This is a genomic window from Microbacterium testaceum StLB037 (genome assembly GCF_900104345.1).
GTDB lineage: Bacteria > Actinomycetota > Actinomycetes > Actinomycetales > Microbacteriaceae > Microbacterium > Microbacterium testaceum_A.
In genome coordinates this window covers 246,757-270,244 of the sequence record NZ_FNJN01000005.1, presented here as the reverse complement: position 1 = coordinate 270,244, position 23,488 = coordinate 246,757, and the positions used below count along the sequence as shown (strand labels likewise).

Here is a 23,488-nt window from a genome sequence, read left to right as displayed (position 1 = left end):
CGCGGCCCGTCACCGGAAGAGAACGACACGAGAGGAGGAGGACATGCTGCGCACCTACGGCCGCTTCGCCGTGCGGCGAACGGGACAGGCGATCGTCGTCGTGCTGCTGGCGTACCTGTTCACGTTCGTCGTGATCAGCATCCTGCCCGGCGACCCCGTCACGAGCACGCTGCGCAATCCCGACAACGGTTTCACCGAAGACGACATCGCGCGCATCGTGGCGTACTACGGGCTCGACCAGCCGTGGTGGGTGCAGCTGGGGTCTTCGCTCGGGCGGTTCGTCGTCGGAGACCTGGGCGTCTCACTCCGCTCGAACCTGCCCGTCAGCGGGCTGGTGCTCGACGCACTCGGGTCGACACTGAGCCTGGCCGCGGCGGCCCTCCTGGTCGCCGTGGTGCTAGCCGTGGCCATCGCGTACGGCACGCAGTTCCTGCCCCCGCGCTGGGGCCAGGGGGTGCTGCGCTCGCTGCCGTCGCTGTTCCTGTCGGTGCCGAACTTCGTGATCGGACTGCTGCTGATCCACGTCTTCGCGTTCGGACTCGGGCTGTTCAGCATGATCGACACCGAGACGCCGTGGGGCACCTTCTTCGCGGCGGTGGCTCTCGGCATCCCGGTCTCGGCGCAGCTGGCCGAGGTGCTCATCGCCTCGCTCGATCACGAGTCACGGCAGGAGTACGTCGCGGTCGCACGGTCGCGGGGACTGCGGTCGGGGGCGCTGTTCCTGCGCCACCTGGTCAAGCCCTCGGCGCTGCCGACGGTCACCGTGCTGGCGCTCATCGTGGGCGAGCTGCTCGGGGGAGCTCTCATCACCGAGGCGATCTTCGGGCGCGTGGGCATCGGCACCCTGGTCGAATCCGCCGTGGCGAGCCAGGACCTGCCGGTGCTGCAGGCCGTGGTCTCGCTCGCCGCGATCGTCTTCGTGGTGGTGAACCTGCTCGCCGACCTCGCCTACCCCCTTCTCGACCCACGGGTCGCCGTCGGCCGCAGCGGCCGGCCCGTCTCGGTCGCGCCCCGCGACGAGCCCGCGTCGCCCCTTCACGAAGAAGTGAGCACCGTATGACCGCTGCACCCCTGCTCGCGCCGCGCTCCGGGACCGCCCGAGCGCGCGGCATCCGCTTCTCCGTCCCCGTCGGCGTCCTCGTGTCCTTCGTCGTCGTGGCCGTCGTACTGGCGTTCTCGCTCGCCCCCGCGCTGTTCACCGCGCAGAACCCGGCACAGGGGGTGCCCGCAGACAAGCTTCAGGCGCCGAGCGCCGCGCACCTGCTCGGCACCGATCACCTCGGCCGCGACCTGTTCACCCGCATCGTCTACGGCGCGCAGTCCTCGGTCACCAGCGCCCTCGTGGCCGTCGCGATCGGCGTCGTCGTGGGTGGGCTCATCGGGCTGCTCGCGGGCTTCCTGGGGTCGTGGACCGACGTCGTACTCGCGCGGTTCGTGGACGTGCTGCTCGCCATCCCGGCGTTCCTGCTCGCGGTCGTGATCGTCAGCTCGCTCGGGTTCCAGACCATCAACGCCGCGATCGCCACGGGCGTCTCTGCGGTGGCGGTGTTCGCCCGGGTGATGCGCTCCGAGGTGCTGCGCGTGCGCTCGTCGGTGTTCGTCGAGGCCGCGCGGCTCCAGGGCGGGTCGAACCTGCACGTGCTCTTCCGGCACGTTCTGCCGAACGCCTCGCGATCGCTGGTCCCCCTGGCCGTGCTGCAGTTCGGGCTGTCGATCCTCGTGATCGCGGGGCTGGCGTTCCTGGGCTACGGCGATCCGCCCCCGGCATCCGACTGGGGCCTGCTCATCTCCGCGGGCAAGGACTACCCGCGCGCGCCCTGGCTCGTCGTCTGGCCGGCGCTGGTCACGGTGGCGACCGTGCTCTCGATCAACCGCATCAGCCGCTGGCTTCGGAGGACGTCATGACCCTCGCCCTGTCCCGTGCGGACGACGTTCCGCTGACGACGACCGCGCTGCTGAACGTCAGCGGCCTGTCGGTCTCGTACGGTCGCACCCCCGTGGTGCACGACGTGTCGTTCGCGATACCCCGGGGCGGCAGTCTCGCGCTCATCGGAGAGTCGGGCTCGGGCAAGTCCACGATCGCCCGTTCCGTGCTGCGGCTGCTCCCGCGCGGTACGGGGCGTGCCAGCGGGCGCGTCGAGCTCGACGGCACCGAGGTGCTGGGGCTCGCCGAGGCGCGATTCCGACCGTTCCGGGGCCGGCGTATCGGCTTCGTCCCGCAGGACCCCGCGCACGCCCTCAACCCCGTTCGCACCGTGGGCTCGCAAGCGCACGAGGCGGCGGCTCTCTCGGGCCTCGCCGATGCAGGCGAGCAACGCCGCGCGGTGATCGACGTGTTCGCCCGCGTCGGGCTTCCCGACCCGCGTCGCGTGTACGAGTCATACCCGCACCAGCTGTCGGGCGGCATGCTGCAACGCGTGCTCATCGGATTGGCGGTGCTGCCGCGGCCCGAGCTGCTGGTCGCGGACGAACCCACGAGTGCCCTCGACGTCACGATCCAGAAGCGCATCCTCGATCTGCTCGACGAGCTGCGCCGCGATCTGGGCATCGGGTTGCTGCTGATCACGCACGATCTCGCGATCGCCGCCGAGCGCACCGACGAGATCGTCGTGCTCAAGGACGGGCGCGTGCAAGAGGCCGGCCCCACTCACGAGGTCTTCGCGGCGCCGACCTCGCGGTACACGGTGCAGTTGCAGGCCGACGCGCCGGCCCTGAACCCCGACCGCTATCGCCGCGACGACGGTGATCGCGGCGTCGACGCGTGGATCCCCGGCACCGCCTCCGCCCGCATCGACGTGCGTGCGGTCTCGAAGAGTTTCGACCGTGCCGCTCGCCCCGCGGTGTCGGAGGTGTCGTTCCGCATTCCCGCGGGAACGACGCACGCGCTGGTGGGGGAATCGGGCTCGGGGAAGACGACGACCGTGCGCCTGCTCCTCGGGCTCGAAGACCTCGACGCCGGCGAGGTGCTCATCGACGGAGCGGCGGTGACGGGCCGCACGGCGGCGGAGCTCCGCGGCATCCGTCGGCACCTGCAGCTCGTCTATCAGAACCCCTTCACCTCGCTCGATCCCACGTGGAGCGTCGGACGCATCGTGCGCGAGCCGCTCGAGCGCTACCGCGTCGGCACGCGCGCCGCACGGGCGGCGAAGGTGGCGGAGGCCCTGGATGCCGTGGGCCTGCCGCCCCACCTCGCCCGCCGCCACCCGGACGCGCTGTCGGGCGGCCAGCGCCAACGCGTGGCGATCGCGCGCGCCCTGGTGCTCGAGCCCGACGTCATCGTGCTCGACGAGCCGACCTCGGCTCTGGACGTGACCGTGCAGGCCGGGGTGTTCGACGTGCTCCGCCGCCTGCAGCGGGAGCGCGGCCTCACCTACCTCTTCGTCTCGCACGACCTGGCGCTGGTCCGGCAGATCGCCGACACCGTCTCGGTGCTCAAGGACGGCCGTGTCGTCGAGGCCGGCCGCGTCGCCGACGTGCTCTCGCACCCACGTGAGGACTACACGCGCGCGCTGGTCGACGCCATACCGTCCCCCCACCCCCGGAGCCCCCGATGACCCTCCTCTCTTCGCCCCGTGCCCGCCCCGCGCTGATCGAGGCGTTCACCGCCCCGAGCGGATTCGGCGACCAGACCCTGCGCGATCGCCGACCCGACGCGATCGAGCTGCTCGGTGGAATCCCCGATCCTTCCGTCCTGCCCACCGCGGAACTCGCCGAGGCGACCGCCCGCGTGCTCGCGCAGCCGGGGGCACCCGCGCTGCAGTACTCGCGGACCGAGGGCATTCCGGCGCTGCGCGAGTGGATCGCCGCGCGCGAAGGCGTCGCCGTCGAGCGGGTGCTCATCACCAACGGCGGCTTCCACGGTCTGGCGATCGCCGTGCAGGCGGTGCTCGAGCGGGGGGACCTCGTCGCGGTCGACAATCCCGTGTTCCCGCTGTTCCTGCGCGGTCTGCAGTTGGCCGATGCGCGGGTGCTGCCCATCCCGGTCGGTGCCGAGGGTCTCGACGTCGATGCGCTGGCCGCGCAACTCCGTGCCGGAGCGCGCCCGGCCGCGGTGTACACGGTGCCCGAATTCCACAACCCCTCGCAGTCGTCGCTGCCCACCGCGCGTCGGCGCCAGCTGGTCGACCTCGCCGAGCGGTACGGGTTCGTCGTGTTCGCCGATGACCCGTACCGCGAGCTCCGCTTCGCCGGCGAGCCCGAATCACTCACGCCGTTCCACGAGTCCGATCACGTCATCCACGTCAACACCTTCACCAAGACCCTCGGCCCCGGCCTGCGGTTGGGCTGGGTCGTGCTTCCCGAGCGATTGATCCCGGATGCCGTGGCCCTCCGCAGCCGACAGGATTCGCACTCGTCGACGTTCGTGCAGGCCGTCGTCGCCGAGTCGCTGACCAGCGACGCGAGGCTCTTCGACCGCGTGCTCGGGCGCGCACGGTCGCTGTACAAGACCCGCGCCGGCGCATTGGCCGAGGCGCTCGAGGCCGAAGCTCCCGGGGAGTTCGAGGTCACCGTGCCCGAGGGCGGGCTGTTCCTCTGGCCACGCCTGCGGGACGACCGCATCGACCCTGACCGCCTGGCCGCCGACGCGAGCGCTGAGGGCGTGGAGTACCAAAGGGGCTCGTTCTTCCCCTCCGGCCCCGGCACCGATGCCGACCGCCACCTGCGCCTGGCGTACGGCGACACATCCGAGGAGCGGCTGCGCGAGGCCGCAGCGCGGCTGGGGCGGGCGGTGGCGCGGCAGCGCTGACGCGCGGCTCGACCCGGGCCGGCCGGGGATGGCAGGCGGGGACCTCGGGCGCGGCCCTAGCGCGAGATGACGAGCTTGGCGTCGGGCGCCGGCGCGTCGGGCGCGACGTCGAAGACGTACGCGACACCGTCGCTCATGAAGTTCGCGGCGCTGATCGTGCGGTCCCGGACGAGGACGTACCGGTCCGGCCGTTCGGCCAGCGCCGCGGCGACCTCGGCGGCGCTGTCGACGGTGGTGATCCAGTTGTCGATCTGGAACAGCAGCCGCCGGGGCCGAGCGGGCGCGGAGGCCGGTCCGTTGCCCGTCCACACCGGTGCGCCACCGGCCTTCGTGTAGTTCTCGGCGGTCTCCGCGATCGCACGGATGTCGTCGGGGAGATTCCAGACTTCGTCCCGGTCGATCTGGTCGGCCTGTTCGGGGGTCAGCCCGTCGTCGCCTCGCGCCCACTCGCCCACCCATACGCGGGGGAGGATGCGGGTCCTGCCCGTGGACACGTCGTCGGGCACGCCCGCGTCGGACGAGAGCTCCGCCACCGGGACGAGCAGACAGCGGTTGGCCCCGTCATCTGGATCCCAGAACTCGCATACGTCGTCGGTCTCGCACTTGAAGACGAGCAGGACGTGCCCCGCGGGGATGCGCCGAAGCCACGGCCCGGCGGAGAGCTGCAGGAGCGGCGAGAGTGCGGTGCCGCACTCGCTGCAGACGGGCCACGCCGCCGGGTCGAGGCCGGCGGGCAAGCCGCCGAACCAGGTCGCCCCCGCCACGGGATGCTGCGGCTGCCGGACGGTCCACTGCGGTACCCAGATCTCCATCGCTCGACGATAACGCGGACAGGAGTCGACCGTCAGGCTGCCGGTCGCCATCCCGAGAGCGGCCCATTCGCTCGGCGATGTCTTCCAGAACCTGCGCGAGACCCGCCGGCCACGCCGGGCGCGACCGCGACGAAGCGTGACGGCGGGTGACGGCGGGTGACGCCGCGTTTCCTCCCCCCCCCCCCCCCCCCCCCCCCCCCCCCCCCCCCCCCCCCCCCCCCCCCCCCCCCCCGCGCGCCCGAGACGGGCGTCGCGATGCATGCTGGAGGGGACCCGTCCTCGAGGGAGAACGATGACCGAGACCTTCGCCGAGCAGTGGACCGCTTGGCACGAGGCGCACGAGCGTCGCCGTGCCGACCCCCACGGATTCCTGGCGATCACGGGCCTGTACTGGCTGGGCGAGCGGCCCACCGGCATCCCGGGCCTTCCGGGGATCTGGCACACCGGGGAAGACGGACCCGTCGTCGATCTCGCCGAGGGGGAATCCCTGGAGGTCGAGGGTGGGACGGTCCGCGTCCGGTTCGCGTTCGGTCCCCTGGACGAGCGCGGCGACGTGACCGTCGGCTTCGACGGCGGGGTGATCGAGGTGGCCCGCCGAGGTGGCCGCGACCTCCTCCGCCCCCGCCGGCCGGACGCGGACTACCTGTCGCGGTACGCGGGAACTCCCGCCTATCCGGCCGATCCCCGTTGGCGTATCGACGTGCGGTTCGAGGCGTACGCGCACCCACGGGCGTACGAAGTCGGAGCGGCCGTCGACGGCCTGACGCACGTCTACGACGCGCCGGGAGAGCTCGCCTTCGAGTTCGACGGCGCCCCTCATCGCCTCGTCGCCTTTCCCGGTCATCGACCGGGCGACCTGCTCGTCCTCTTCACCGACGCGACGAGCGGCGTCACGACGTACGCGGCGAACCGGTCGGTCACGGTCGCCGCACCGGACGCCGAGGGCCGCACGGTCATCGACTTCACCCGCGCGACGAACCTGCCCTGCGCGTACACCGACTTCGCGACCTGCCCCCTGCCGCCCGCCCGGAACCGTCTGCCGTTCGCCGTGGAGGCGGGGGAGAAGACGCCGCTCTCGCGGGCCGAGGGAGTGGCGACGGATGCCGGCATCCAGGCGGTCCGCTCATGACGGGCAGGGCGGCGACCGAGGCGTGGACGATCGAGAACGTCTCGTGGGACGACGAGCGGGCCGTCGCGCTGCGCGCCGCGATGGACGACGAAATCAGCCCGCGCTATGCCGAGGTGTACGCGGCCTTCGATGACGAGACCCGCGCTGTGCTGGCCGAGGACTTCGCCGTCGACCCGGCCACGATCGTCGAGGTGATCCTCGTCCGGGATGCCGAAGGCGTCGCGGTCGGTCACGCCGCCTTGCGTCGCCTCGGCGACGAGCTCGAGGTCAAACGCGTGTTCGTCGACCCCCGCGCGCGCGGTCGTGGCGCGAGCCAGGCGCTCATGGGCGAGCTCGAACGCCTCGGCCGGGAGCGCGGCGCAGCTCGGCTCATCCTGCAAACGGGCAATCGGCAGCCCGAGGCGATCGCCCTGTACGAGAAGCTCGGTTATCGGGCGATTGACATCTACCCGCCGTACGTGAGGTTCCCCGCCTCGCGTTGCTTCGAGAAGGTGCTGACGGGCTGAGCCCCGAGCGCCCCCTCAGCGATTCGAGCATCCTCCGTCCGATCGGCGGGATGCCGACTGAGCGTGTGCGGCTCGCGGAGGTTGTGCGCCCCGCGGCCCCCGCCCCCGCCCCTGTCAACCCGCTTCGAGAACCACCGCCGACGAACCTACGGTCGGCCGAATGAGCACTGAGACCCCCGCGCCCTCCACCCTCCGGCGCGGTATCGGCGGACCGTTGTTGTTCGCGTTCATCCTCGGCGACGTCCTGGGCGCCGGGATCTACGCGCTGATGGGCGTGCTGTCGGAACGCGTCGGCGGGATGCTCTGGGCGCCGCTCCTCGCGGCCCTGCTGTTGGCCTTGCTCACGGCCGGGTCGTACGCCGAGTTGGTGACAAAGTATCCGCGCGCGGGAGGCGCGGCGGTGTTCGCGGAGAGGGCGTTCAAGAATCGACTCCTTTCGTTCCTCGTGGGCTTCTGCATGCTCGCGGCGGGAGTCACGAGCGCCGCGGGCCTCTCGATCGCTTTCGCGGGCGAGTACCTCGCGACCTTCGTCGATCTGCCCGTGGTGCCGGTGGCCATCGTGTTCCTCGGCATCGTCGCGGCGCTCAATGCCCGCGGCATCCGGGAATCGATGGGCGCCAACTTCGTGATGACCGCGATCGAGGTGAGCGGTCTCGTCATCGTGGTCGTGGTGGTGGGCGTGCTGCTCGCCGGGGGCGGCGGCGACGTTTCGCGCGTGACACAGACGCCCGAGGACGTGGGGGTGGCGACGGCCGTGCTGGCGGGCGCGATCATCGCCTACTACTCGTTCGTCGGGTTCGAGACGTCGGCCAACATGATCGAGGAGGTCAAGGAGCCCTCGAAGATGTACCCTCGGGCCCTCTTCGCCGCCCTCGGCGCGGCGGGTCTCGTCTACGTGCTCGTCGGTCTCGCCAGCAGCATCGCCCTCCCGCCGGAACAACTCGCGGAATCCAGCGGACCGCTGCTCTCGGTCGTCGAGGCGAGCGGCGTCGCCATCCCGTCGTGGTTGTTCAGCCTCATCGCGCTCATCGCGGTCGCCAACGGCGCTCTGCTGACGATGATCATGGCCAGTCGTCTGACCTACGGCATGGCCGAGCAGGGCCTGCTGCCCCGGGCGCTGTCGCGGGTGCTGCCGAAACGCCGCACGCCGTGGGTCGCGATCCTCGCCACGACCCTTGTCGCGATGCTCCTCACCCTGGTCGGAGACCTGACACTCCTCGCCGAGACCGTCGTGCTGCTGCTGCTGTTCGTCTTCCTCAGCGCGAACGTCTCGGTGCTGGTCCTGCGTCGTGACCGCGTCGAGCACGAGCATTTCCGCGTGTGGACCTTCGTCCCCGTGCTCGGCATCGCATCGTGCCTTCTGCTGGTCAGCCAGCAGAGCCCCACGGTCTGGGTCTTCGGCGCGGTGCTCCTGGCGGTCGGCGTCGGCCTGTACTTCCTCGCCCGGCGGGGTCGGCGTCACGAGGACCAGCCCGCGCGCGAGGTCACCCGCTGACGAGCGAGCGGATGCGTGCGGCGACCGCGGGCGCAGCGGTGAACTGCGCGAGGTGGCGGTGGCCGGCGATCACCGCCACCGTCGCGGCGGGCGCGCGGGCGGCGAGCCGCTGCGCCCACGACTGCGAGGCGATGGGATCGTCGCTTCCGCGGACGACCAGGAGCGGAACCGTCAGCCCGGCGACGCGGTCCTCGGTCGGGTAACGCAGCATGTGGACCGCCTGGCGGGCGTACCAGACGGGGCCGCAGCGCAGATAGTCCGAGAAGACGATCGCGTTGGGGCGGGGCGGTTCGAGAGCGGAGTCGCGAGCCAACAGCAGCGCTTGCGTGAGCGCGCCGCGCCTCCGATCGTCGGTCACGGGGCCGATCGTCACCACGGCGCCCGCGAGGTCGGGACGCTGCACCCCCAGCTCCACGACCCACTGTGCACCCATCGAGTGGCCCACGAGCACCGCGGATCGGACGCGGAGAGCGTCGAGCACGTGGCCCAGCGCCCTCGCGACGTCGGCGATGTCGGCGGCCCGGCGCGGTTTGGGGAGCCCGCCGAAACCGGGCAGGTCGATGGTGTGCACCTCGGCATCCCGCGCCAGTTCGTCGTGCAGGCGGGTCAGGTAGCGGTGCGACATTCCGATGCCGTGGATGAGCACGAAGACCGGGCGTCCGTCGCGGCGGCTGGAGAACGACCGGAACGCGAGCCCGTGCACCGCATGGTCGCGAACCGTCTTCCCCGTCACGGATGCCACCGTATGCCCGCCGCGACGAGGGCGGGTGAGGCTTGCGCGCCCCCGTTCCGGTCGGATTCCCCCGAGCGACCGCCGCGCCCCGCGCCCGTCAGAGGTCGAGGCCGAACGCCCGCAGATCGAGGGACCGACCCGGTTCCACCTCGACCGGGTGCTCGCGCTCGGTGAGGCGGCGGAAGCCGAGCTTCAGGTAGAGCGCGTTCGCGCCGAGCATCTCGGGTCCGCTGTTCATGACGACGCGGAACGCCCCTCTCTCGCGAGCGAGAGCGATCGCGTGCCGGGTGAGCGCCTCTCCGACGCCGCGCCCGCGGGCCGAGGGCGCGACCGCGAGCTGACGGAAATCGAGCTCGCCCTCCTCGGCGAGCTCGGAGAGGCGCTCGCCGGGGCGCGGCGTCCACACCGTGCCGACGATCTCTTCACCGTCGAGCGCAACCCAGACCTCGCCGAGCGCGACGCGCCCGTCGACGTCGGCGAGCGACGAGAGGTAGCTGTCGGTGAGCCCGTCGTAGCTCTGCCGGTACGCCTCCGCGGTGACGCGGCCGGCCTCGGTGTACTCGTGCGGGGCGACGAGCCTGATGGTCAGTGACGAGACGGGCGAGGTGGTCATGGCATCCATTCCATCAGGCGTGCGAGGGGCCCGGTCTCGGAAGACCGGGCCCCTCGAGGGTTCAGGACTTCGGGAGTCCCGGGGGGTTGATCTGCGAGGTCTCGATTCCCTCGGACGTGAGGTTCCACGCCTTCAGAACCTCGGCGTAGGTCCCGTTCGCGATCAGGTCGTTCAGCACGATCTGCACCGGCTCGACGAGGCCGTTGCCCTTCTTGGTGCCCGCGGCGATGTCGGCCTGCAGCGGGTACCCGCCCGGGACCACGCCGACGACCTTCGTCTCACCGGTGTCGCGTGCCGCCCACGCGGCGGTCGCGTTCGGCCCGAACGTCGCGTCGACGCGGCCCGAGAGCAGAGCGAGGGTCGCTGCGGCGTTGTCGTCGTAGTACTGCAGGTCGGCGGGGGCCTTGCCTGCGGCGGAGAGCTCCTGGTTCCAGCTCAGCAGCACCTTCTCTTGGTTGGTGCCCGAGCCGACGACGATCTTCAGCCCCGAGATGTCGTCGGCGGTCTCGATCTTCGCGATCGAGCTGTCGGCGCGCACGGCGAAGCCCAGCAGGTCCTGTCGGTAGCTCGCGAAGTCGTAGAGCTCCTTGCGCTCCTCGGTCACCGTGACGTTGGCGGTGATCAGGTCGTACTTTCCCGACTGGATGCCGAGGGGCCAGTCCGCCCACGCCACCACGACCGGGTTGTACTCGAGGCCGAGGCCCTCGGCGATGAGCGAACCGATGTTGGGCTCGGTGCCCGACGGCAGTGTCTCGCCCTCGGGCACGTAGCTGAGCGGCGGGGTGAAGGCGCCCACCGCGACCGTCAGCTTGCCCGGCTCGATGGGGGTGAAGCCGCTCGCCTTGAGGGCCGCGACGGCGTCGGGCACGGCGTCGGTGTGCACCCATTCCGCGGGGGTGTTCGTGGCGGATGCCGAGGGCTCGGGCGCCGCGACCGCATCGGCCGGTCGGTTGAGGCCGATGGTGACGCCGACGCCGACGAGGGCGACGAGGGCTGCGGCGATCACGCCGAGGGCGATGCCCTGCTTCTTGCTGAGTGCCATGCTGTGTCTCCTGTGGTGGTGCGGGATGGATGCCGCGGCGGCGGTGTCGCGCCTCGGTCTCGGGTACGGGTGGGAGCGGGCCCGCGCGTGGCGAGGCCCGAGAGGGGTGGGGTCAGCCGAGCACCTTCGCGACGAACTCGCGGGTGCGCGCGTGCCGCGGTCGGGTGAGCACCTCGTTGGGCGTGCCCTCCTCGACGATGCGGCCCTCGTCGAGGAAGACCACGCGGTCGGCGACCTCGCGGGCGAAGCCGATCTCGTGCGTGACGATGACCAGCGTGGTGCCGAGCTTCGCGAGGTCGCGGATCACGTCGAGCACCTCGCCCACCAGCTCGGGGTCGAGGGCGCTCGTCGGTTCGTCGAACAGCAGCACCTTCGGCTGCAGCGCGAGGGCGCGGGCGATCGCGACGCGTTGCTGCTGACCGCCCGAAAGTTGGCGAGGGTAGGCGTCGGCCTTCTCGGCGAGGCCCACCCGGTCGAGCAGGCCGAGGGCGAGCTCGCGCGCTTCGCTCTTACTCAAACGCTTGAGCGCGAGCGGCGCCTCGGTGATGTTCTCGAGGGCGGTGAGGTGCGGAAAGAGGTGGAAGTTCTGGAACACGATCCCCACCTGCGTCCGTCGCTGCAGGATCTCGCGCTCGCGCAGCTCGTGCAGCTTTCCGTGGCGCAGCTCGTAGCCGATGAATTCGCCGTCGACCGTGACAGAGCCGGCGTCCACGGTCTCGAGGTGGTTGATGGTGCGCAGCAGCGTCGACTTGCCCGAGCCGCTCGGGCCCAGCAGGGCCACGACCTCGCCCGGCTCGACGGTGAGGTCGATGCCCTTCAGCACCTCGACGCCGTGGAAGCTCTTGCGCACGTTATGCACCTCGACGAGTCCGCGGGTGGCGGTGACCGCGCTCATGCCCGGCCTCCCTTCGGGGCGGCGGGGGTCTCGGCATCCGGCCCTCTCGGGGGAGCGGGGGAGTCGCCGAGCCGCGCCCACTGCGTACTCACCCACGAACGGGCTCGCTGCGCCGGCGTCGGGGGGAGCGCGCGAGCCGACCCGCGGGCGTAGTACCGCTCGATGTAGTACTGCGCGATGCTCAGGATCGTCGTGATGAGCGTGTACCAGACCACCGCGACCAGCAGCAGCGGGATCACGCGGCTGTTGCGGTTGTAGATCACCTGCACGGCGTAGAACAGCTCGGGGATCGCGATGACGAAGACGACCGACGCGCCCTTCACGAGCCCGATGATCTCGTTGGTGGCGTTGGGCACGATCGAGCGCATCGCCTGCGGCAGGATGATGCGGAAAAGACGACGGGATGCCGGGATCCCGAGCGCCGCGGCCGCCTCGTGCTGACCGGGATCCACCGAGACGAGCCCGCCGCGGATGATCTCGGCCGAGTACGCCGCCTGGTGCAGCCCGAGTCCGAGGATCGCGGCGGCGAACGCGCTGACGAGCTGGACCGTGGGGAACTCCACGATCCAAAAATCGGTGGTGAAGGGGGTGCCGAGTCCCAGCGTCGGGTAGAGGTAGCCGAGGTTGTACCAGACGATGATCTGCACGACGAGGGGCACCGAGCGGAAGAACCAGATGTAGCCCCACGCCACCCCGCCCAGCAGCGGAGACGCCGACAGCCGGCCGAGGGCCAGCAGCGTACCCAGCGAGAAGCCGACGACGGCCGAGATCGCGGTGAGCGAGAGCGTGTAGCCGATGCCGATCAGCACCGGCTCCGAGAAGAAGTACTGCGCGAACGTCCCCCACATGTAGCGGTCGTTCGTCACGAGGCTCCAGGCGAACTGGGCGACGACGAACAGCAGCAGGGCGCTGAGGATCCAGCGCCACCAGTGACGGGTGGGCACGACGGCGATGGTGCCGAGATCGACCTTGGCGGTCGACCGTGGCGCCGTCGCGGGCGCTGTCGAGCGGTCGGCGGGGGCCGGCGCGGTGGTGGTCATGGCGTGCTCCTCGGGCTGTCCGAAACGGCACGGGGTGCCGGTGGGTGACCGAAACGCTATGACGGGGTCGAACGGCCCGCGAGGCGCCGATTCACAGGTCGAAACGCCCCGCCACGCGCCGAAACCCACCGCCACGCGGGGTAACACGTCGGCGGCCGACGCCCTCGGGGCGGTACGGTCGCCGGTTGCGGACGCAGGCCCTAGGCGTCGCGCAGGATCCGCGCCGTCACGCGCGTCCCGAAGAACAGGGCTTCCACCGGCACGCATTCGTCGGCCGTGTGGAACTGCCCGAACACGTCGAAGTCTGCCGGCACGCGCAGCGGCACGAAGCCGTAGCCCCGGATGCCGAGACGACTGAGGTGCTTGTTGTCGGTGCTGGCGGGCAGCAGATACGGCACGACGGTGCCGTCGGGGTCTTCGGCGGTCACGGCATCCTGCAGCACGTCCATCAGCCGCCCCTCGGCCGGAGCCTCGATCGCCGGGATGTACCGCGACCACGCGATCTCGATGCCGTCGCCGACGACGTCTGCGAGCTCTTCGCGCAGCGCGTCCGCCTGCCCGGGCACCACGCGCACGTCGAGCGTCGCGCTCGCCGAGGCGGGGATGACGTTGATCTTGCCCCCTGCCGTGAGCACGGTCGGCGAGACGGTGTTGCGCGCCCCCGCATCGATGACGGATGCCGAGAACCCCAGGCGAGACAGATCGTCGCCGTCGAGGGGCTCGCCGCTGGCGCGTCCGTAGACCTCGAGGAAGCGCTCGAGCGTCGCGGTCCGCACGACGGGGAACCGATGCGCGCCGACCGCGGCCACGGCCCGCGCGAGGCGCACGACCGCGTTGTCGGCGGTGGGGCGGGAGCCGTGCGCCGCGGCTCCGCGGGCGGTCAGCGTGGCGACCGTCACGCCCTTCTCCGCGGTCGCGACGAGGTACGCGCGGCGGTCGTCGGGCAGGGGGATCGAGAAGCCGCCGACCTCGCTGAGCGCCTCGGTGGCCCCGGCGAAGAGCTCGGGGCGGTTCTCGACGAGCCATCGCGCGCCCCAGACGCCCCCGGCCTCTTCGTCGGCGAAGAACGCGAAGATCAGGTCGCGCCGCGGAACGACCCCGTCGCGGCGGAACGCCCTGGCGATGGCCAGCAGCATGCCGGCGAAGTCCTTCATGTCGACGGCCCCGCGACCGTAGAGCAGGCCGTCGTGGATCTCGGCGCCGAAGGGCGGGTGCGTCCAGTCGTCGGCGTCGACCGGTACGACGTCGAGGTGCGCGTGGGCGACGAGGGCGCCGGCATCCGGATACGAACCGGCCAGCCGGGCGACCACGCTCGCGCGCCCCGGGCGGGGCTCGACCAGAACCGTCTCGTAGCCGACCTCGTCGAGGTGCTCCTTGACGTAGAGCGCGGCGCGCGTCTCGCCGTCGCCGATGGTCGCCGCCTCACCCGTGTTGACGCTGTCGATGCGGATCAGGGCGCGGATGTGCTCGAGCGCCTCGATCTCGAGAGGACCGGGCTGGGGCGTCTCAGCCCCGTCGGCCAGGTCGGTCACGGGGTCAGTGCTCGTGGGGGCGGGCGTCGTCGGCGAGCTTGAACGCGAGACGTCCGTGCGCGTAGCCGCCGCCCGCGCGGATCGCGGTCGCGACCCAGGCGGCCTCGGCGAGCTCGGCTTCGGTGGCACCGGCCTTGACGGCGTTCTGCGAGTGCCCGTCGATGCAGTACACGCACTGGGTCGTGATGCCGACGGCCAGGGCGATGAGCTCGCGGTACTTCAGCGGGATCGCGCGCCCCTCGGGGGCGAACACGGCCTGGTCGAACGCGGCGAACGCGGCGAGGATGTCGGGTGTCTCGGCCTTGTAGACCTTCGTGAAGGTCTTGTCGGCTGTGCGGTCGAAGTACTCGGACATGGTGCCTCCCGGCGGCGTGAGCGGTGCGGATGCGTCGCCTCCACGGTGCCACGCTGCGTCGCCGGGGCAGGCGGGGGTGCGTCACACGGTGACATACCGTCGCGCTCAGGGTGGCGGTTTCGCCGAGGTGACGGACGGGGAGGGCAGCCCGCACGGTCGTCATGCTCGTACCCAGAGGCGAGTAACTAAGGCTTCCGCGGTCGCAAACGCCGAGCGCGCCGCGTCCATACCCGACGCGGCATCGTCCAGGTTCGCATTCATGCGCTCGAGCGCTTGCGACCATTGTCGATGGGCGGTGTCGTACGCCGTCCTCGCGTCCCCGGTCCACTCGTCTCTTCCCGCCGCGACAATTGCGTCGAGATTCTCGAGGTGACGTCCGATGGACTCGGTCGCGTCGCGAAGCACCTCGACGAGTTGGGCATGGCGGTCGCCATCGAATCGGATGGTCATGGCTGTGGTTTCGGCCAGGTGAGGTCGTACCAGCGCAGCTCGTAGCCGGACGGGATCTCACCGGTCTCGTAGTAGTGGAAGAAGATGTCGGTCGCTTCGTCGAGTGCGAAGACCTCGTCGGGGTACACGGTGGCCTTGCGTGTGCCGTCGAAGAAGGGGATGTCGACGGAGGGCTCTCCGGAGTGGTCGCCGCCGTGGCCAACGATGTAGTGCCGGTCCTGGCCGTCGTCGTCGTACTTGTGCCACTCGATCGTCATCGCGTCGGAAGTGCCGGCGCATTGCAGGAAGACCGGGCCTCCGCCCTCACGGAGGTAGTCGACGAAGTTCTTAGCCTCGGGAATTGGCGCGAGCATCAGGGTGGACCGTTTGCCGGGTTGCATGAGGGTGAGCAAATTTTCCAGCAACTCTCGGGCCGGTCGTACTCGCGGCTTGAGCTCAGTCGAACGAGAACCATCGACCGTGTAATAGTGCCTATTTGCCGTCATGGTACAACCGATATCAGCACGTCGGTGATTGTCATCTTCTGCCCCCTAATCGTAACGGTTGCTGGGTTCTCGGGGGAGATGGAATCGTCGAACGATTTCTGGTTCTCTGCGTTCTTCATGTATTTCTCGTAACCCGTTCCACTCTTCACCTCGATGGCGGTATAAGTGCCGTCGTCGTTTTTCACATATCCGTCGAAGTAGCGTTGCTGGGTGGAGCCCTCGATCGAAGACCGAGCCCTCTGGCGCTCCACCGGCACCTTTAGTTCCTCTTCGACTTCACGCCACTGCCACACGAACTCATCGAGACCGCTCACCGATCCGGGGATGAGGTCGACGGGGTCGGACGTCTGCCCGAGTTCACTCACTTCGGGACCGCCCCGCCGGGCACGACGACATCTCGATCCGTCCTTTCGTAGAGATCGGCGCTCTGTCGGAGCCGCTCGACGAGATGAGCGAGATCTTCGACCGCGCTTTTCCACGAATCCGCCGTGTCCACCGCAAGACGCGAGACCGACCGTGCCACGTCGGCGTGGCCCACGTCTGCCGGACACGTCTCCATGAACGCGCCAGCGGAGTCGCGCACGCCCTCGAGGCGTGCGGCGGTCGTTCGCAGCGACTCGGGATCGACGGAGAATTTCGACACGAGAGCTCCCTCTCGCCGATGAGGGTAGCGCCGTCAGGGGGCGTGCTTCGACTCTTCGTTCCGAAATTCACCCGGGTGAAATGCACCCCCCCCCTCCCGCCCGGGGCGGCCTCATCCCAGGCCCGCCATCGGAACGGCAGCGCGGCCCCGGCGGCCGTCAGCGCAGCACGCTCGCGCCCAGCTCGACCGGGCTGCCCTCGATGTTGCCGACGATGCCGCGGATCACGCCCGTCCCGTCCTCGCGGCGCAGGCCGTCGTACCAGGCCTGGGTCGCGGCGACGTCGAACGCGTGCGTCTCGTGCGCGCGCTTGCGGGCGCGCAGCACCAGGTCGCCCGCTCGCTCGGTGCGGATGCGCTCGTAGCGCTTCAACGAGTCCTCGACGCCGAGGGTCGAGGTCGCGAAGACGATGCCCAGCGCGAAGCTGTCCTCGAGCGCCGAGCACGCGCCCTGACCGATGTCGGGGGCGGTGTTGTGCGCCGCATCGCCCAGGATCGCCACGCGCCCCCGCACCCAGGTGTCGAAGGGATCGATGTCCCAGATCTCGACGCGGTTCAGCGACTCGTCGGGATCGATGCCGTCGAGCAGGGCGCGCACTCCGGGAGCGCCCCACGATCCGAACGCGTGCTCGAGAGCCGCCATGCGGTCCTCGACCACTCCCGATGGTCCGGGCACGTCGACGAAGAAGTAGAAACGGTTGCCCGCGACGGGCATGACGGCGCAGCGCTTGCCGTCGCCGACGTAGGTGGTCCACTGATCGAGCGGGCCGATCCGCTCGTCGGCAGCCACCAGGCCGTTGTAGTTGACGTATCCCGAGTAGGAGCGTTCGGGACGGATGCCGGTGGGCTCGGTGACGTATTCCCGCACGAGCGACCGGGCGCCGTCGGCTCCGATCAGCAGGTCGGCGGTGTCGGTGGATCCGTCGGCGAAGGTGGCGGTCACGACGCCGTCGGACTCCGCGACACCGGTGAGCTGCTTGCCGAGGTGGATGTTCGTGGGGCCGACGGCATCCATCATCAGCTGCTGCAGGTCGGCCCGCGCGACGGGGTAGGGGCGCTGGCCGGTCTGCTCGGTGACGGGGGCGAGGCTGAAGCGGCAGAGCTCGTCGCCGGTGTGGCCGTCGTAATAGGCCATGTCGTCCATGCGGCCGCCGAGCGCGGCGACCTGCGGGCCGAGGCCGAGCCAGTTGAGGACCTTGACCCCGTTCGACCACAGCGACAGGGCCGCACCGACCGGTCGGTTCTCGCGCATCCGGTCGTACACGACGACCTCGTGCCCGAGCTTCTGCAGGGCCAGGGCGGCGGAGGTGCCGCCGACTCCCGCGCCAATGACGATGACCTTCATGTCGCTCCTCAGCTGCCGCGGTAGGTCGAATAGGCGAAGGGGCTCAGCAGCAGCGGCACGTGCAGGTGCGCCTCGCCGCTGACCGTGAACGCGATCGTCGCGACCGGGTGGAACGACGCGATACCGCGCGAGCGGAAGTAGGCGCCCGTCGCGAACGTCAGGGCGTAGTCGCCGTCGGCGAGGACGTCGGGTCCGAGTGAGAGCCGCCCGTCGGCATCGGTGGCGGCGGAGTCGATGGTCGCGCCATCGAGGTGCGAGAGCGTCACGGCGACCCCGGCCGCGGGCGCGCCGGCCGTGGCATCCAGGACGTGGGTGGTGAGGTGCGTCATTCCGCGGCCTCCGGTTCGGCGGGAGCGTCGTCGGCGAAGGTCGTGCGCAGGCGCAGCAGCGCGATCTCGGCGAGCTGGCGGGTGGCCTCGATGGTCTCGCTGTCGGGGTCGTTCGACAGGCGCCGTTCGAGCTCCGCGCGCATCTCGCCGGGCGTGCGCCCCGCCGCGCGGATGAGGAAGACGCGTCCGAACCGCTCCTCGTAGGCGGCGTTGCCGGCGGCGATGGCCGCCACGTCGTCGTCCGCGGCGGAGGCCATCGATCCCTGCTCGCGACGGGATGCCGTGGCCTCGGCGCCGTCGCCCGCCACCTTCGCCCCGATGCGCGGGTGCGCGTGCAGGGCGGCCTCGAGGTCGCCCGGAGACCAGGCCGAGGCGAGGTCTCCCGCGTACGCGGCGAGGGCGTCGACGTCTGCGTAGGGCCGGCCGGCGACGACCGCGTTGACCCAGCCGGGGACGTCGGCCCATACGCGGGCGACGGCCGTGGCATCCGCGTCGTCGAGGGCATGGAAGTCGGACAGGTGCATGCAGGTCACGCTAGGCCGACCGCGTTACGGCGCTGTGGCGGGATGTGTCGGCGGTGTTGCTGTGGGGAACATTCTGGGGGGAGGGGTGACGCGCAGTGGGGCGCGCTGCGAGCAGTGGGGTGTCCGAGGACCGCCCCGGTGCACGTCCGGCGCCCCGAACTCTGGCGCCCGCGTCAGGCGTGCACGATCAGCCAGTGCGCGACGGCATCCGCCTCGCCCGTGTTGTGCAGGCGGTGGGGCACCGAGCAGGGGTAGCTGATCGCGTCTCCCGCCCGCAGGATCACCCGCTCGGCCTCGAAGTCGATCGTGAGCTCGCCCGCGACGACCGTGCCGACCTCGTAGCCCTCGTGGTGGAACAGCCCGTCGGCGCCGTGGGCCGAGGCCCCGGGCGGGTAGATCGACTCGAAGTAATCGACGCCGGGAGAGGTGCCGGGGGTGAGTCGGCGGAACGACACCCCGCTGTCGAGCACGATGTCGGGCGATTGCCCGGCGCGCTGCAGCGTGAAGCCCGAGGGCCCGACCGGTTCGATCGGACGGTCGGATGCCGGGTCGAAGGCCGCCACGAGCGGGACGCCCAGGGCGTCGGTGATGGCGATCAGGCGCGAGACGCTCGGCTGCATCACTCCGCGCTCGATCTGCGACACGGCGCTGGGGGAGATGCCGAGCGATTTCGCGAGCGCCCGGGCGGAGATGCCGCGCGCCTGGCGCAGGTCGCGGATCCGCGCCCCGACCCCGACCGACCCCGGCTCGACGGCGGTGGCTTCGGCGACGGGCGGCTGCGACATGTCCCGAGTCTAGGGAGGCGGAAAGCGTGAAGGAGCGACTTCACACGCTCGTTACACGAGCGAAACCAGCGGCGTTGTGTGAACCCATAACTTCACATCAGAACTCCACTCCGGCCGCGGACTCCACGTCGTGGCATCCATCGTCCTGAGAGGAATGACATGACTTCCACCCCGCTCACCGGTCCCCACGATCTCGTGGAGGCCGCCGGCCACCCCCACGGGGGCGGCAACATGAAGCCCCACTACGACGACCGTCTCGCCAACGAAGACCTGGCTCCCCTGCGGAAGCAGAAGTGGTCGAGCTACAACATCTTCGCGTTCTGGATGAGCGACGTGCACTCCGTCGGCGGCTACGTCACGGCCGGCTCGCTCTTCGCCCTGGGCCTGCAGTCGTGGCAGGTGCTCGTGGCGCTGATCGCCGGCATCGTCATCGTGCAGGTCTTCGCCAACATGGTCGCCAAGCCAAGCCAGAAGACGGGCGTGCCCTTCCCCGTCATCAACCGCGTGGTCTTCGGCATCCGGGGTGCGAACATCCCCGCGATCATCCGCGGGCTCATCGCGATCGCCTGGTACGGGGTGCAGACCTTCCTCGCGGCCGAGTCGCTGAACATCGTGTTCCTCAAGTTCATCCCGGGTTCCGCGGCTCTGCTCGACGTGTCTTTCGCCGGCCTCTCGGCACTCGGCTGGATCTCGTACGCGATCCTGTGGACCGCGCAGTTCCTGCTCTTCTGGAACGGCATGGAGGTCATCCGCCGCTTCATCGACTGGGCCGGCCCCGCCGTCTACCTCGTCATGATCGTGCTCGCCGTGTACCTCGTGTCGCAGGCCGGCATCCAGAACATCTCGTTCACCCTGTCGACGGTGCAGCTCGACTTCTGGGCCTCGATCCCGGTGATGTTCGCCGCGATCGCCCTGGTCGTGTCGTACTTCTCGGGCCCGATGCTGAACTTCGGCGACTTCGCCCGCTACGGCAAGAGCTTCGCCGCGGTGAAGAAGGGCAACCTCTGGGGCCTGCCGATCAACTTCGTCTTCTTCTCGCTGCTGACCGTCATCACCGCGTCGGCCACCGTCCCGGTGTTCGGCTCGCTCATCACCGACCCCATCAAGACGGTCGAGCAGATCGACACGCCCTTCGCGATCCTGCTGGGCGGGCTCACCTTCGTCACGGCCACCGTCGGCATCAACATCGTCGCGAACTTCATCTCGCCCGCGTTCGACTTCTCCAACGTCGCCCCGAAGAAGATCTCGTGGCGCGCGGGCGGCATGATCGCCGCCGTCGGCTCCACCTTCCTCATGCCCTGGAACTGGTACTCCAACAGCGACGCCATCCACTACTCGCTGGGCGTGCTGGGTGCGCTGATCGGCCCGCTCTTCGGCATCCTGATCGCCGGCTACTACATCGCGGCCCGCCAGCGCGTGAAGGTCGATGCGATGTTCACGATGGATGCCGCCGGGCCTTACTGGTACCGCAACGGTTTCAACCCGAACGCGGTCAAGGCCGTCATCGCCGCGGGGGTTCCCACCGTGCTGATCGCCGTGTTCCCGAAGCTCTTCGCCGACCTGGGGCTGTTCAACGTCTCGTGGGTCAGCGACTACAGCTGGTTCATCGGATGCGGTCTGGGCTACGTGCTCTTCCTGCTCTTCGAGCGGCTCGATCCCCGCGTCCCGACCTTCGACGGTGAGACCGAGGGCATCTCCGACGGCACGGTCGACGCGGTCGCCGAGGCCCCGGTCGTCGAAGAGGTTCCCGTGCTCGCCCAGAAAGCTCGGGATGCCGAGACCGCGGCCGCACCCCCGCGCGAGGCGCTCGCGTGAGGATCCTGCTCATCAACCCCAACACCTCCCGGGCGATGACCGCGAAGATCGCGGACGCCGCCCGGGAGGTGGCGGGGCCCGACGTCGTCATCGACGCCGCGTGCCCTTCCGCCGGTGCTGCCGCGATCGAGAGCCACGTCGACGAGATCGCGGCCGCCGCGGCCGTGGTCGAGTTGATCGACGCCGACCGCGACGGCTCCGACCCCGCGGACGCCTACGTGATCGCGTGCTTCGGCGACCCGGGGCTCGACGCGGCCCGTGAGCTGGTCGAGGTGCCCGTGGTCGGGATCGCCGAGGCGGCGATGCACCTGGCGGCGGTGTCGGGGCGGCACTTCGGGGTCGTCACGACGCTCAGCCGGACGCTCGGGCGCGCGCACGATCTCGTCGCGCGGTACGGCATGGAGCGGGCCTGCGTGTCGCTCGCGGCGACGGGCATTCCGGTGCTCGACCTCGAGGACACGGCATCCGCCGCCGTCACCACCATCGCCGAACTCAGCGCGGATGCCGCGGCGTCCGGCGCGGACGTCATCGTGCTCGGCTGCGCGGGCATGGCCGACCTGTGCGCCGAGCTCACGGCACGCGTCGGGGTGCCGGTCGTCGACGGGGTCGCGGCCGGGGTGGGCATGGCATCCGGAATGGTGCGCATGGGCCTGGGCACGAGCAAACGCGACGAGTACGCGCGGCCTCCGCGCGAGTTCGCGGGTGCGGCCGCCGGTCATCCCGGGTTCGGGGCGGATCCCGTCACTCGGGGCGGAAATCGCGCGCCCCGAACGACGGAATCCGCCCCACACCGCGACGACGTAACTCGCGGCGCCGAGGTGTTCGCATGAATGTTGATGACGGTTACATTCGCGAAACGCGAGCGTCCTACCGTGACGCCATGACCACCCGGATCGCCGCTCGCCGCGTCTTCGTCGACGGGGCCTTCGCTCCCGCCACGGTCGTCATCGAGGAGGGGGTGATCGCCGCGCTCGAGCCGTTCGACGCCTCGGCCGACACGGTGCTCCCCGCCGACGCGGTGCTGCTTCCGGGCCTCGTGGATTCGCACGTGCACCTCGACGAGCCCGGCCGCACCGAGTGGGAGGGCTTCGCCACGGGCACGGCCGCGGCGGCCGCGGGGGGCGTGACGACCGTCGTCGACATGCCGCTGAACAGCCTCCCGGTCACGACGAGCGTCGAGGCTCTGGATGCCAAGCGCCGGGCCGCCGTGGGAAAGCTCGCCGTCGACGTCGCCTACTGGGGTGGCGCGGTTCCCGAGAACCTCGGATCGCTGCGAGAGCTCGCCGACGCCGGAGTCGTGGGGTTCAAGTGCTTCCTGTCGCCGAGCGGGATCGACGAGTTCGGCCACCTCGACGCCGAGCAGCTGGAGCGATGCCTCGCCGAGCTCGCGGCGTTCGACGGACTGCTCATCGTCCATGCCGAAGATCCGGCCCATCTGCACGCCGACGGCGCGCTCGGCCCGCGCTATCGCGACTTCGAGGCCAGTCGTCCGCCGCTGAGCGAGCGTGCCGCGATCGAACGGGTCATCGACGCCGCTCGCCGCACGGGCGCTCGGGCGCACATCGTCCACGTGTCCGACGGGGGAGCGCTGGATGCGGTGCGCACCGCCAAGGCCGAGGGTGTGCGCCTCACGGTCGAGACGTGCCCCCACTACCTCACCCTCGACGCCGCGGCCGTGCCCGATGGCGCCGGGGCGTTCAAGTGCTGCCCGCCGATCCGCGGGGGAGACAACAGCGACCTGCTGTGGGCCGGGGTCATCGACAGCACGATCGATGCGATCGTCAGCGACCACTCGCCCGCCACCGTCGAGCTGAAGGGCAACCCCGACTTCGGTCTCGCGTGGGGCGGAATCGCGGGACTGCAGACCGGTCTTTCGGCGATCCACTCCACGGCCCGAGGGAGGGGGCTCGCGTTCGAGTCGTTGCTGCCCCTGATGACGACCGGCCCCGCTCGCGTCGCGGGTCTCGAGGGGCTGGGTGTGATCGAGGTGGGGGCTCCCGCGCACCTGGTGGCCTTCGCCCCCGACGAGCAGTTCACGGTGGATGCCGCGGCGCTCGAGTACCGCAATCCCGTATCTCCGTGGCACGGGCAGACGCTCACCGGCGTCGTCCGTGAGACGTGGCTCCGCGGAGAATCCGTCTACCGACGCGGAGCCCCGGTCACCGAGCGCGAGGGCCGAGAGCTGCTGCGCGCGACAGCGGTGGTGGAGGCGTGAG

Annotated in this window: 26 protein-coding genes; 10 read left to right on the top strand and 16 right to left on the bottom strand. The window is 70.6% G+C overall.

The features are described 5' to 3' along the window. Nucleotides 1-43: 43 nt before the first annotated feature. From BLS25_RS12665 to BLS25_RS12650, 4 genes are read left to right on the top strand one after another with little or no spacing between them, the layout of a single operon-like run. Nucleotides 44-1,060, top strand: a complete 1,017-nt coding sequence (locus BLS25_RS12665) for an ABC transporter permease (RefSeq protein WP_074696219.1) — start codon at nt 44-46, stop codon at nt 1,058-1,060. Beyond that, complete coding sequence (locus BLS25_RS12660) at nt 1,057-1,905, top strand: ABC transporter permease (protein ID WP_056225498.1); 849 nt, start codon at nt 1,057-1,059, stop codon at nt 1,903-1,905. Before BLS25_RS12665 ends, BLS25_RS12660 begins: the two co-directional genes overlap by 4 nt. Further along, nucleotides 1,902-3,554, top strand: a complete 1,653-nt coding sequence (locus BLS25_RS12655; RefSeq protein WP_074696217.1) for a dipeptide ABC transporter ATP-binding protein — start codon at nt 1,902-1,904, stop codon at nt 3,552-3,554. The genes BLS25_RS12660 and BLS25_RS12655 overlap by 4 nt, the downstream gene beginning before the upstream one ends. Next, entirely contained in the window at nt 3,551-4,747 is a 1,197-nt protein-coding gene (locus BLS25_RS12650; RefSeq protein WP_074696215.1) for an aminotransferase-like domain-containing protein, read from the top strand. The genes BLS25_RS12655 and BLS25_RS12650 overlap by 4 nt, the downstream gene beginning before the upstream one ends. Nucleotides 4,748-4,803: 56 nt before the next feature. On the opposite strand, the gene BLS25_RS12645 is transcribed toward BLS25_RS12650, so the two are convergent. Further along, entirely contained in the window at nt 4,804-5,559 is a 756-nt protein-coding gene (locus BLS25_RS12645; RefSeq protein ID WP_074696213.1) for a YwqG family protein, read from the bottom strand. Nucleotides 5,560-5,851: 292 nt separating this feature from the next. Between BLS25_RS12645 and BLS25_RS12640 the strand changes: the two genes are divergently transcribed. The 3 genes from BLS25_RS12640 to BLS25_RS12630 all read left to right on the top strand — a co-directional run bounded on the left by BLS25_RS12640 (nt 5,852) and on the right by BLS25_RS12630 (nt 8,689). Then, entirely contained in the window at nt 5,852-6,688 is an 837-nt protein-coding gene (locus BLS25_RS12640) for a DUF1684 domain-containing protein (RefSeq protein ID WP_074696211.1), read from the top strand. Then, nucleotides 6,685-7,194, top strand: a complete 510-nt coding sequence (locus BLS25_RS12635) for a GNAT family N-acetyltransferase (protein ID WP_074696209.1) — start codon at nt 6,685-6,687, stop codon at nt 7,192-7,194. Before BLS25_RS12640 ends, BLS25_RS12635 begins: the two co-directional genes overlap by 4 nt. A gap of 160 nt (nt 7,195-7,354) precedes the next feature. Next, nucleotides 7,355-8,689: an APC family permease gene (locus BLS25_RS12630; protein WP_074696207.1), complete on the top strand. Its 1,335-nt coding sequence runs from the start codon at nt 7,355-7,357 to the stop codon at nt 8,687-8,689. Here BLS25_RS12630 and BLS25_RS12625 read toward each other — a convergent pair. The 15 genes from BLS25_RS12625 to BLS25_RS12555 all read right to left on the bottom strand — a co-directional run bounded on the left by BLS25_RS12625 (nt 8,679) and on the right by BLS25_RS12555 (nt 19,457). Then, nucleotides 8,679-9,422, bottom strand: a complete 744-nt coding sequence (locus BLS25_RS12625) for an alpha/beta fold hydrolase (RefSeq protein ID WP_256335588.1) — start codon at nt 9,420-9,422, stop codon at nt 8,679-8,681. The two genes, BLS25_RS12630 and BLS25_RS12625, sit on opposite strands and share 11 nt — an antisense overlap. A 97-nt stretch (nt 9,423-9,519) precedes the next feature. Beyond that, nucleotides 9,520-10,035 carry a GNAT family N-acetyltransferase gene (locus BLS25_RS12620; RefSeq protein WP_074696205.1) on the bottom strand — a complete coding sequence of 172 codons (516 nt, stop codon included), beginning with the start codon at nt 10,033-10,035 and terminating at the stop codon, nt 9,520-9,522. A gap of 61 nt (nt 10,036-10,096) precedes the next feature. Continuing rightward, on the bottom strand, nt 10,097-11,077 hold the full coding sequence (locus tag BLS25_RS12615; protein WP_074696203.1) for an ABC transporter substrate-binding protein: 981 nt from the start codon (nt 11,075-11,077) through the stop codon (nt 10,097-10,099). Nucleotides 11,078-11,189: 112 nt separating this feature from the next. Further along, a complete protein-coding gene (locus BLS25_RS12610; protein ID WP_074696201.1) occupies nt 11,190-11,972 on the bottom strand; it encodes an amino acid ABC transporter ATP-binding protein in 783 nt (260 codons plus the stop codon). Then, the gene (locus BLS25_RS12605) at nt 11,969-13,012 is read right to left on the bottom strand and encodes an amino acid ABC transporter permease (RefSeq protein ID WP_074696199.1); all 1,044 of its coding nucleotides are present in this window, start codon (nt 13,010-13,012) and stop codon (nt 11,969-11,971) included. The genes BLS25_RS12610 and BLS25_RS12605 overlap by 4 nt, the downstream gene beginning before the upstream one ends. 200 nt (nt 13,013-13,212) lie before the next feature. Continuing rightward, complete coding sequence (locus tag BLS25_RS12600; RefSeq protein WP_256335587.1) at nt 13,213-14,544, bottom strand: M20/M25/M40 family metallo-hydrolase; 1,332 nt, start codon at nt 14,542-14,544, stop codon at nt 13,213-13,215. 4 nt (nt 14,545-14,548) lie between these two features. Then, complete coding sequence (locus tag BLS25_RS12595; protein ID WP_056225526.1) at nt 14,549-14,899, bottom strand: carboxymuconolactone decarboxylase family protein; 351 nt, start codon at nt 14,897-14,899, stop codon at nt 14,549-14,551. Between the two features lie 159 nt (nt 14,900-15,058). Then, nucleotides 15,059-15,349, bottom strand: coding sequence for a WXG100 family type VII secretion target (locus BLS25_RS12590; protein WP_074696197.1), 291 nt, complete (start codon nt 15,347-15,349; stop codon nt 15,059-15,061). Next, nucleotides 15,346-15,729 carry a hypothetical protein gene (locus BLS25_RS12585; protein ID WP_143017946.1) on the bottom strand — a complete coding sequence of 128 codons (384 nt, stop codon included), beginning with the start codon at nt 15,727-15,729 and terminating at the stop codon, nt 15,346-15,348. Before BLS25_RS12585 ends, BLS25_RS12590 begins: the two co-directional genes overlap by 4 nt. Nucleotides 15,730-15,830: 101 nt before the next feature. Further along, complete coding sequence (locus BLS25_RS12580) at nt 15,831-16,199, bottom strand: hypothetical protein (RefSeq protein ID WP_074696195.1); 369 nt, start codon at nt 16,197-16,199, stop codon at nt 15,831-15,833. Beyond that, nucleotides 16,196-16,477, bottom strand: coding sequence for a WXG100 family type VII secretion target (locus BLS25_RS12575; RefSeq protein ID WP_074696193.1), 282 nt, complete (start codon nt 16,475-16,477; stop codon nt 16,196-16,198). The genes BLS25_RS12580 and BLS25_RS12575 overlap by 4 nt, the downstream gene beginning before the upstream one ends. A 157-nt stretch (nt 16,478-16,634) precedes the next feature. Further along, nucleotides 16,635-17,819 carry an FAD-dependent urate hydroxylase HpxO gene (hpxO, locus tag BLS25_RS12570; protein WP_074696191.1) on the bottom strand — a complete coding sequence of 395 codons (1,185 nt, stop codon included), beginning with the start codon at nt 17,817-17,819 and terminating at the stop codon, nt 16,635-16,637. A gap of 8 nt (nt 17,820-17,827) precedes the next feature. Beyond that, on the bottom strand, nt 17,828-18,148 hold the full coding sequence (uraH, locus tag BLS25_RS12565; protein ID WP_074696189.1) for a hydroxyisourate hydrolase: 321 nt from the start codon (nt 18,146-18,148) through the stop codon (nt 17,828-17,830). Continuing rightward, nucleotides 18,145-18,672, bottom strand: coding sequence for a 2-oxo-4-hydroxy-4-carboxy-5-ureidoimidazoline decarboxylase (uraD, locus tag BLS25_RS12560; RefSeq protein WP_074696187.1), 528 nt, complete (start codon nt 18,670-18,672; stop codon nt 18,145-18,147). The genes uraH and uraD overlap by 4 nt, the downstream gene beginning before the upstream one ends. Nucleotides 18,673-18,845: 173 nt before the next feature. Continuing rightward, nucleotides 18,846-19,457: a helix-turn-helix domain-containing protein gene (locus BLS25_RS12555; RefSeq protein WP_056225550.1), complete on the bottom strand. Its 612-nt coding sequence runs from the start codon at nt 19,455-19,457 to the stop codon at nt 18,846-18,848. 159 nt (nt 19,458-19,616) lie between these two features. On the opposite strand from BLS25_RS12555, the gene BLS25_RS12550 reads away from it, so the two are divergent. From BLS25_RS12550 to allB, 3 genes are read left to right on the top strand one after another with little or no spacing between them, the layout of a single operon-like run. Next, nucleotides 19,617-21,272 carry an NCS1 family nucleobase:cation symporter-1 gene (locus BLS25_RS12550; protein WP_074696185.1) on the top strand — a complete coding sequence of 552 codons (1,656 nt, stop codon included), beginning with the start codon at nt 19,617-19,619 and terminating at the stop codon, nt 21,270-21,272. Then, nucleotides 21,269-22,102 carry an aspartate/glutamate racemase family protein gene (locus BLS25_RS12545; RefSeq protein WP_081349824.1) on the top strand — a complete coding sequence of 278 codons (834 nt, stop codon included), beginning with the start codon at nt 21,269-21,271 and terminating at the stop codon, nt 22,100-22,102. Before BLS25_RS12550 ends, BLS25_RS12545 begins: the two co-directional genes overlap by 4 nt. A 50-nt stretch (nt 22,103-22,152) precedes the next feature. After that, on the top strand, nt 22,153-23,487 hold the full coding sequence (allB, locus tag BLS25_RS12540) for an allantoinase AllB (RefSeq protein ID WP_074696183.1): 1,335 nt from the start codon (nt 22,153-22,155) through the stop codon (nt 23,485-23,487). Nucleotide 23,488 lies beyond the last annotated feature (1 nt).

What these genes read in the sequence shown, in the direction of transcription:
- BLS25_RS12665 (WP_074696219.1), top strand. Translation starts at nt 44, where the DNA reads ATGCTGCGCACCTACGGCCGCTTCGCCGTGCGGCGAACGGGACAGGCG.
- BLS25_RS12660 (WP_056225498.1), top strand. Translation starts at nt 1,057, where the DNA reads ATGACCGCTGCACCCCTGCTCGCGCCGCGCTCCGGGACCGCCCGAGCG.
- BLS25_RS12655 (WP_074696217.1), top strand. Translation starts at nt 1,902, where the DNA reads ATGACCCTCGCCCTGTCCCGTGCGGACGACGTTCCGCTGACGACGACC.
- BLS25_RS12650 (WP_074696215.1), top strand. Translation starts at nt 3,551, where the DNA reads ATGACCCTCCTCTCTTCGCCCCGTGCCCGCCCCGCGCTGATCGAGGCG.
- BLS25_RS12645 (WP_074696213.1), bottom strand. Translation starts at nt 5,559, where the DNA reads ATGGAGATCTGGGTACCGCAGTGGACCGTCCGGCAGCCGCAGCATCCC.
- BLS25_RS12640 (WP_074696211.1), top strand. Translation starts at nt 5,852, where the DNA reads ATGACCGAGACCTTCGCCGAGCAGTGGACCGCTTGGCACGAGGCGCAC.
- BLS25_RS12635 (WP_074696209.1), top strand. Translation starts at nt 6,685, where the DNA reads ATGACGGGCAGGGCGGCGACCGAGGCGTGGACGATCGAGAACGTCTCG.
- BLS25_RS12630 (WP_074696207.1), top strand. Translation starts at nt 7,355, where the DNA reads ATGAGCACTGAGACCCCCGCGCCCTCCACCCTCCGGCGCGGTATCGGC.
- BLS25_RS12620 (WP_074696205.1), bottom strand. Translation starts at nt 10,035, where the DNA reads ATGACCACCTCGCCCGTCTCGTCACTGACCATCAGGCTCGTCGCCCCG.
- BLS25_RS12615 (WP_074696203.1), bottom strand. Translation starts at nt 11,077, where the DNA reads ATGGCACTCAGCAAGAAGCAGGGCATCGCCCTCGGCGTGATCGCCGCA.
- BLS25_RS12610 (WP_074696201.1), bottom strand. Translation starts at nt 11,972, where the DNA reads ATGAGCGCGGTCACCGCCACCCGCGGACTCGTCGAGGTGCATAACGTG.
- BLS25_RS12605 (WP_074696199.1), bottom strand. Translation starts at nt 13,012, where the DNA reads ATGACCACCACCGCGCCGGCCCCCGCCGACCGCTCGACAGCGCCCGCG.
- BLS25_RS12595 (WP_056225526.1), bottom strand. Translation starts at nt 14,899, where the DNA reads ATGTCCGAGTACTTCGACCGCACAGCCGACAAGACCTTCACGAAGGTC.
- BLS25_RS12590 (WP_074696197.1), bottom strand. Translation starts at nt 15,349, where the DNA reads ATGACCATCCGATTCGATGGCGACCGCCATGCCCAACTCGTCGAGGTG.
- BLS25_RS12585 (WP_143017946.1), bottom strand. Translation starts at nt 15,729, where the DNA reads ATGCAACCCGGCAAACGGTCCACCCTGATGCTCGCGCCAATTCCCGAG.
- hpxO (WP_074696191.1), bottom strand. Translation starts at nt 17,819, where the DNA reads ATGAAGGTCATCGTCATTGGCGCGGGAGTCGGCGGCACCTCCGCCGCC.
- uraH (WP_074696189.1), bottom strand. Translation starts at nt 18,148, where the DNA reads ATGACGCACCTCACCACCCACGTCCTGGATGCCACGGCCGGCGCGCCC.
- uraD (WP_074696187.1), bottom strand. Translation starts at nt 18,672, where the DNA reads ATGCACCTGTCCGACTTCCATGCCCTCGACGACGCGGATGCCACGGCC.
- BLS25_RS12555 (WP_056225550.1), bottom strand. Translation starts at nt 19,457, where the DNA reads ATGTCGCAGCCGCCCGTCGCCGAAGCCACCGCCGTCGAGCCGGGGTCG.
- BLS25_RS12550 (WP_074696185.1), top strand. Translation starts at nt 19,617, where the DNA reads ATGACTTCCACCCCGCTCACCGGTCCCCACGATCTCGTGGAGGCCGCC.
- allB (WP_074696183.1), top strand. Translation starts at nt 22,153, where the DNA reads ATGACCACCCGGATCGCCGCTCGCCGCGTCTTCGTCGACGGGGCCTTC.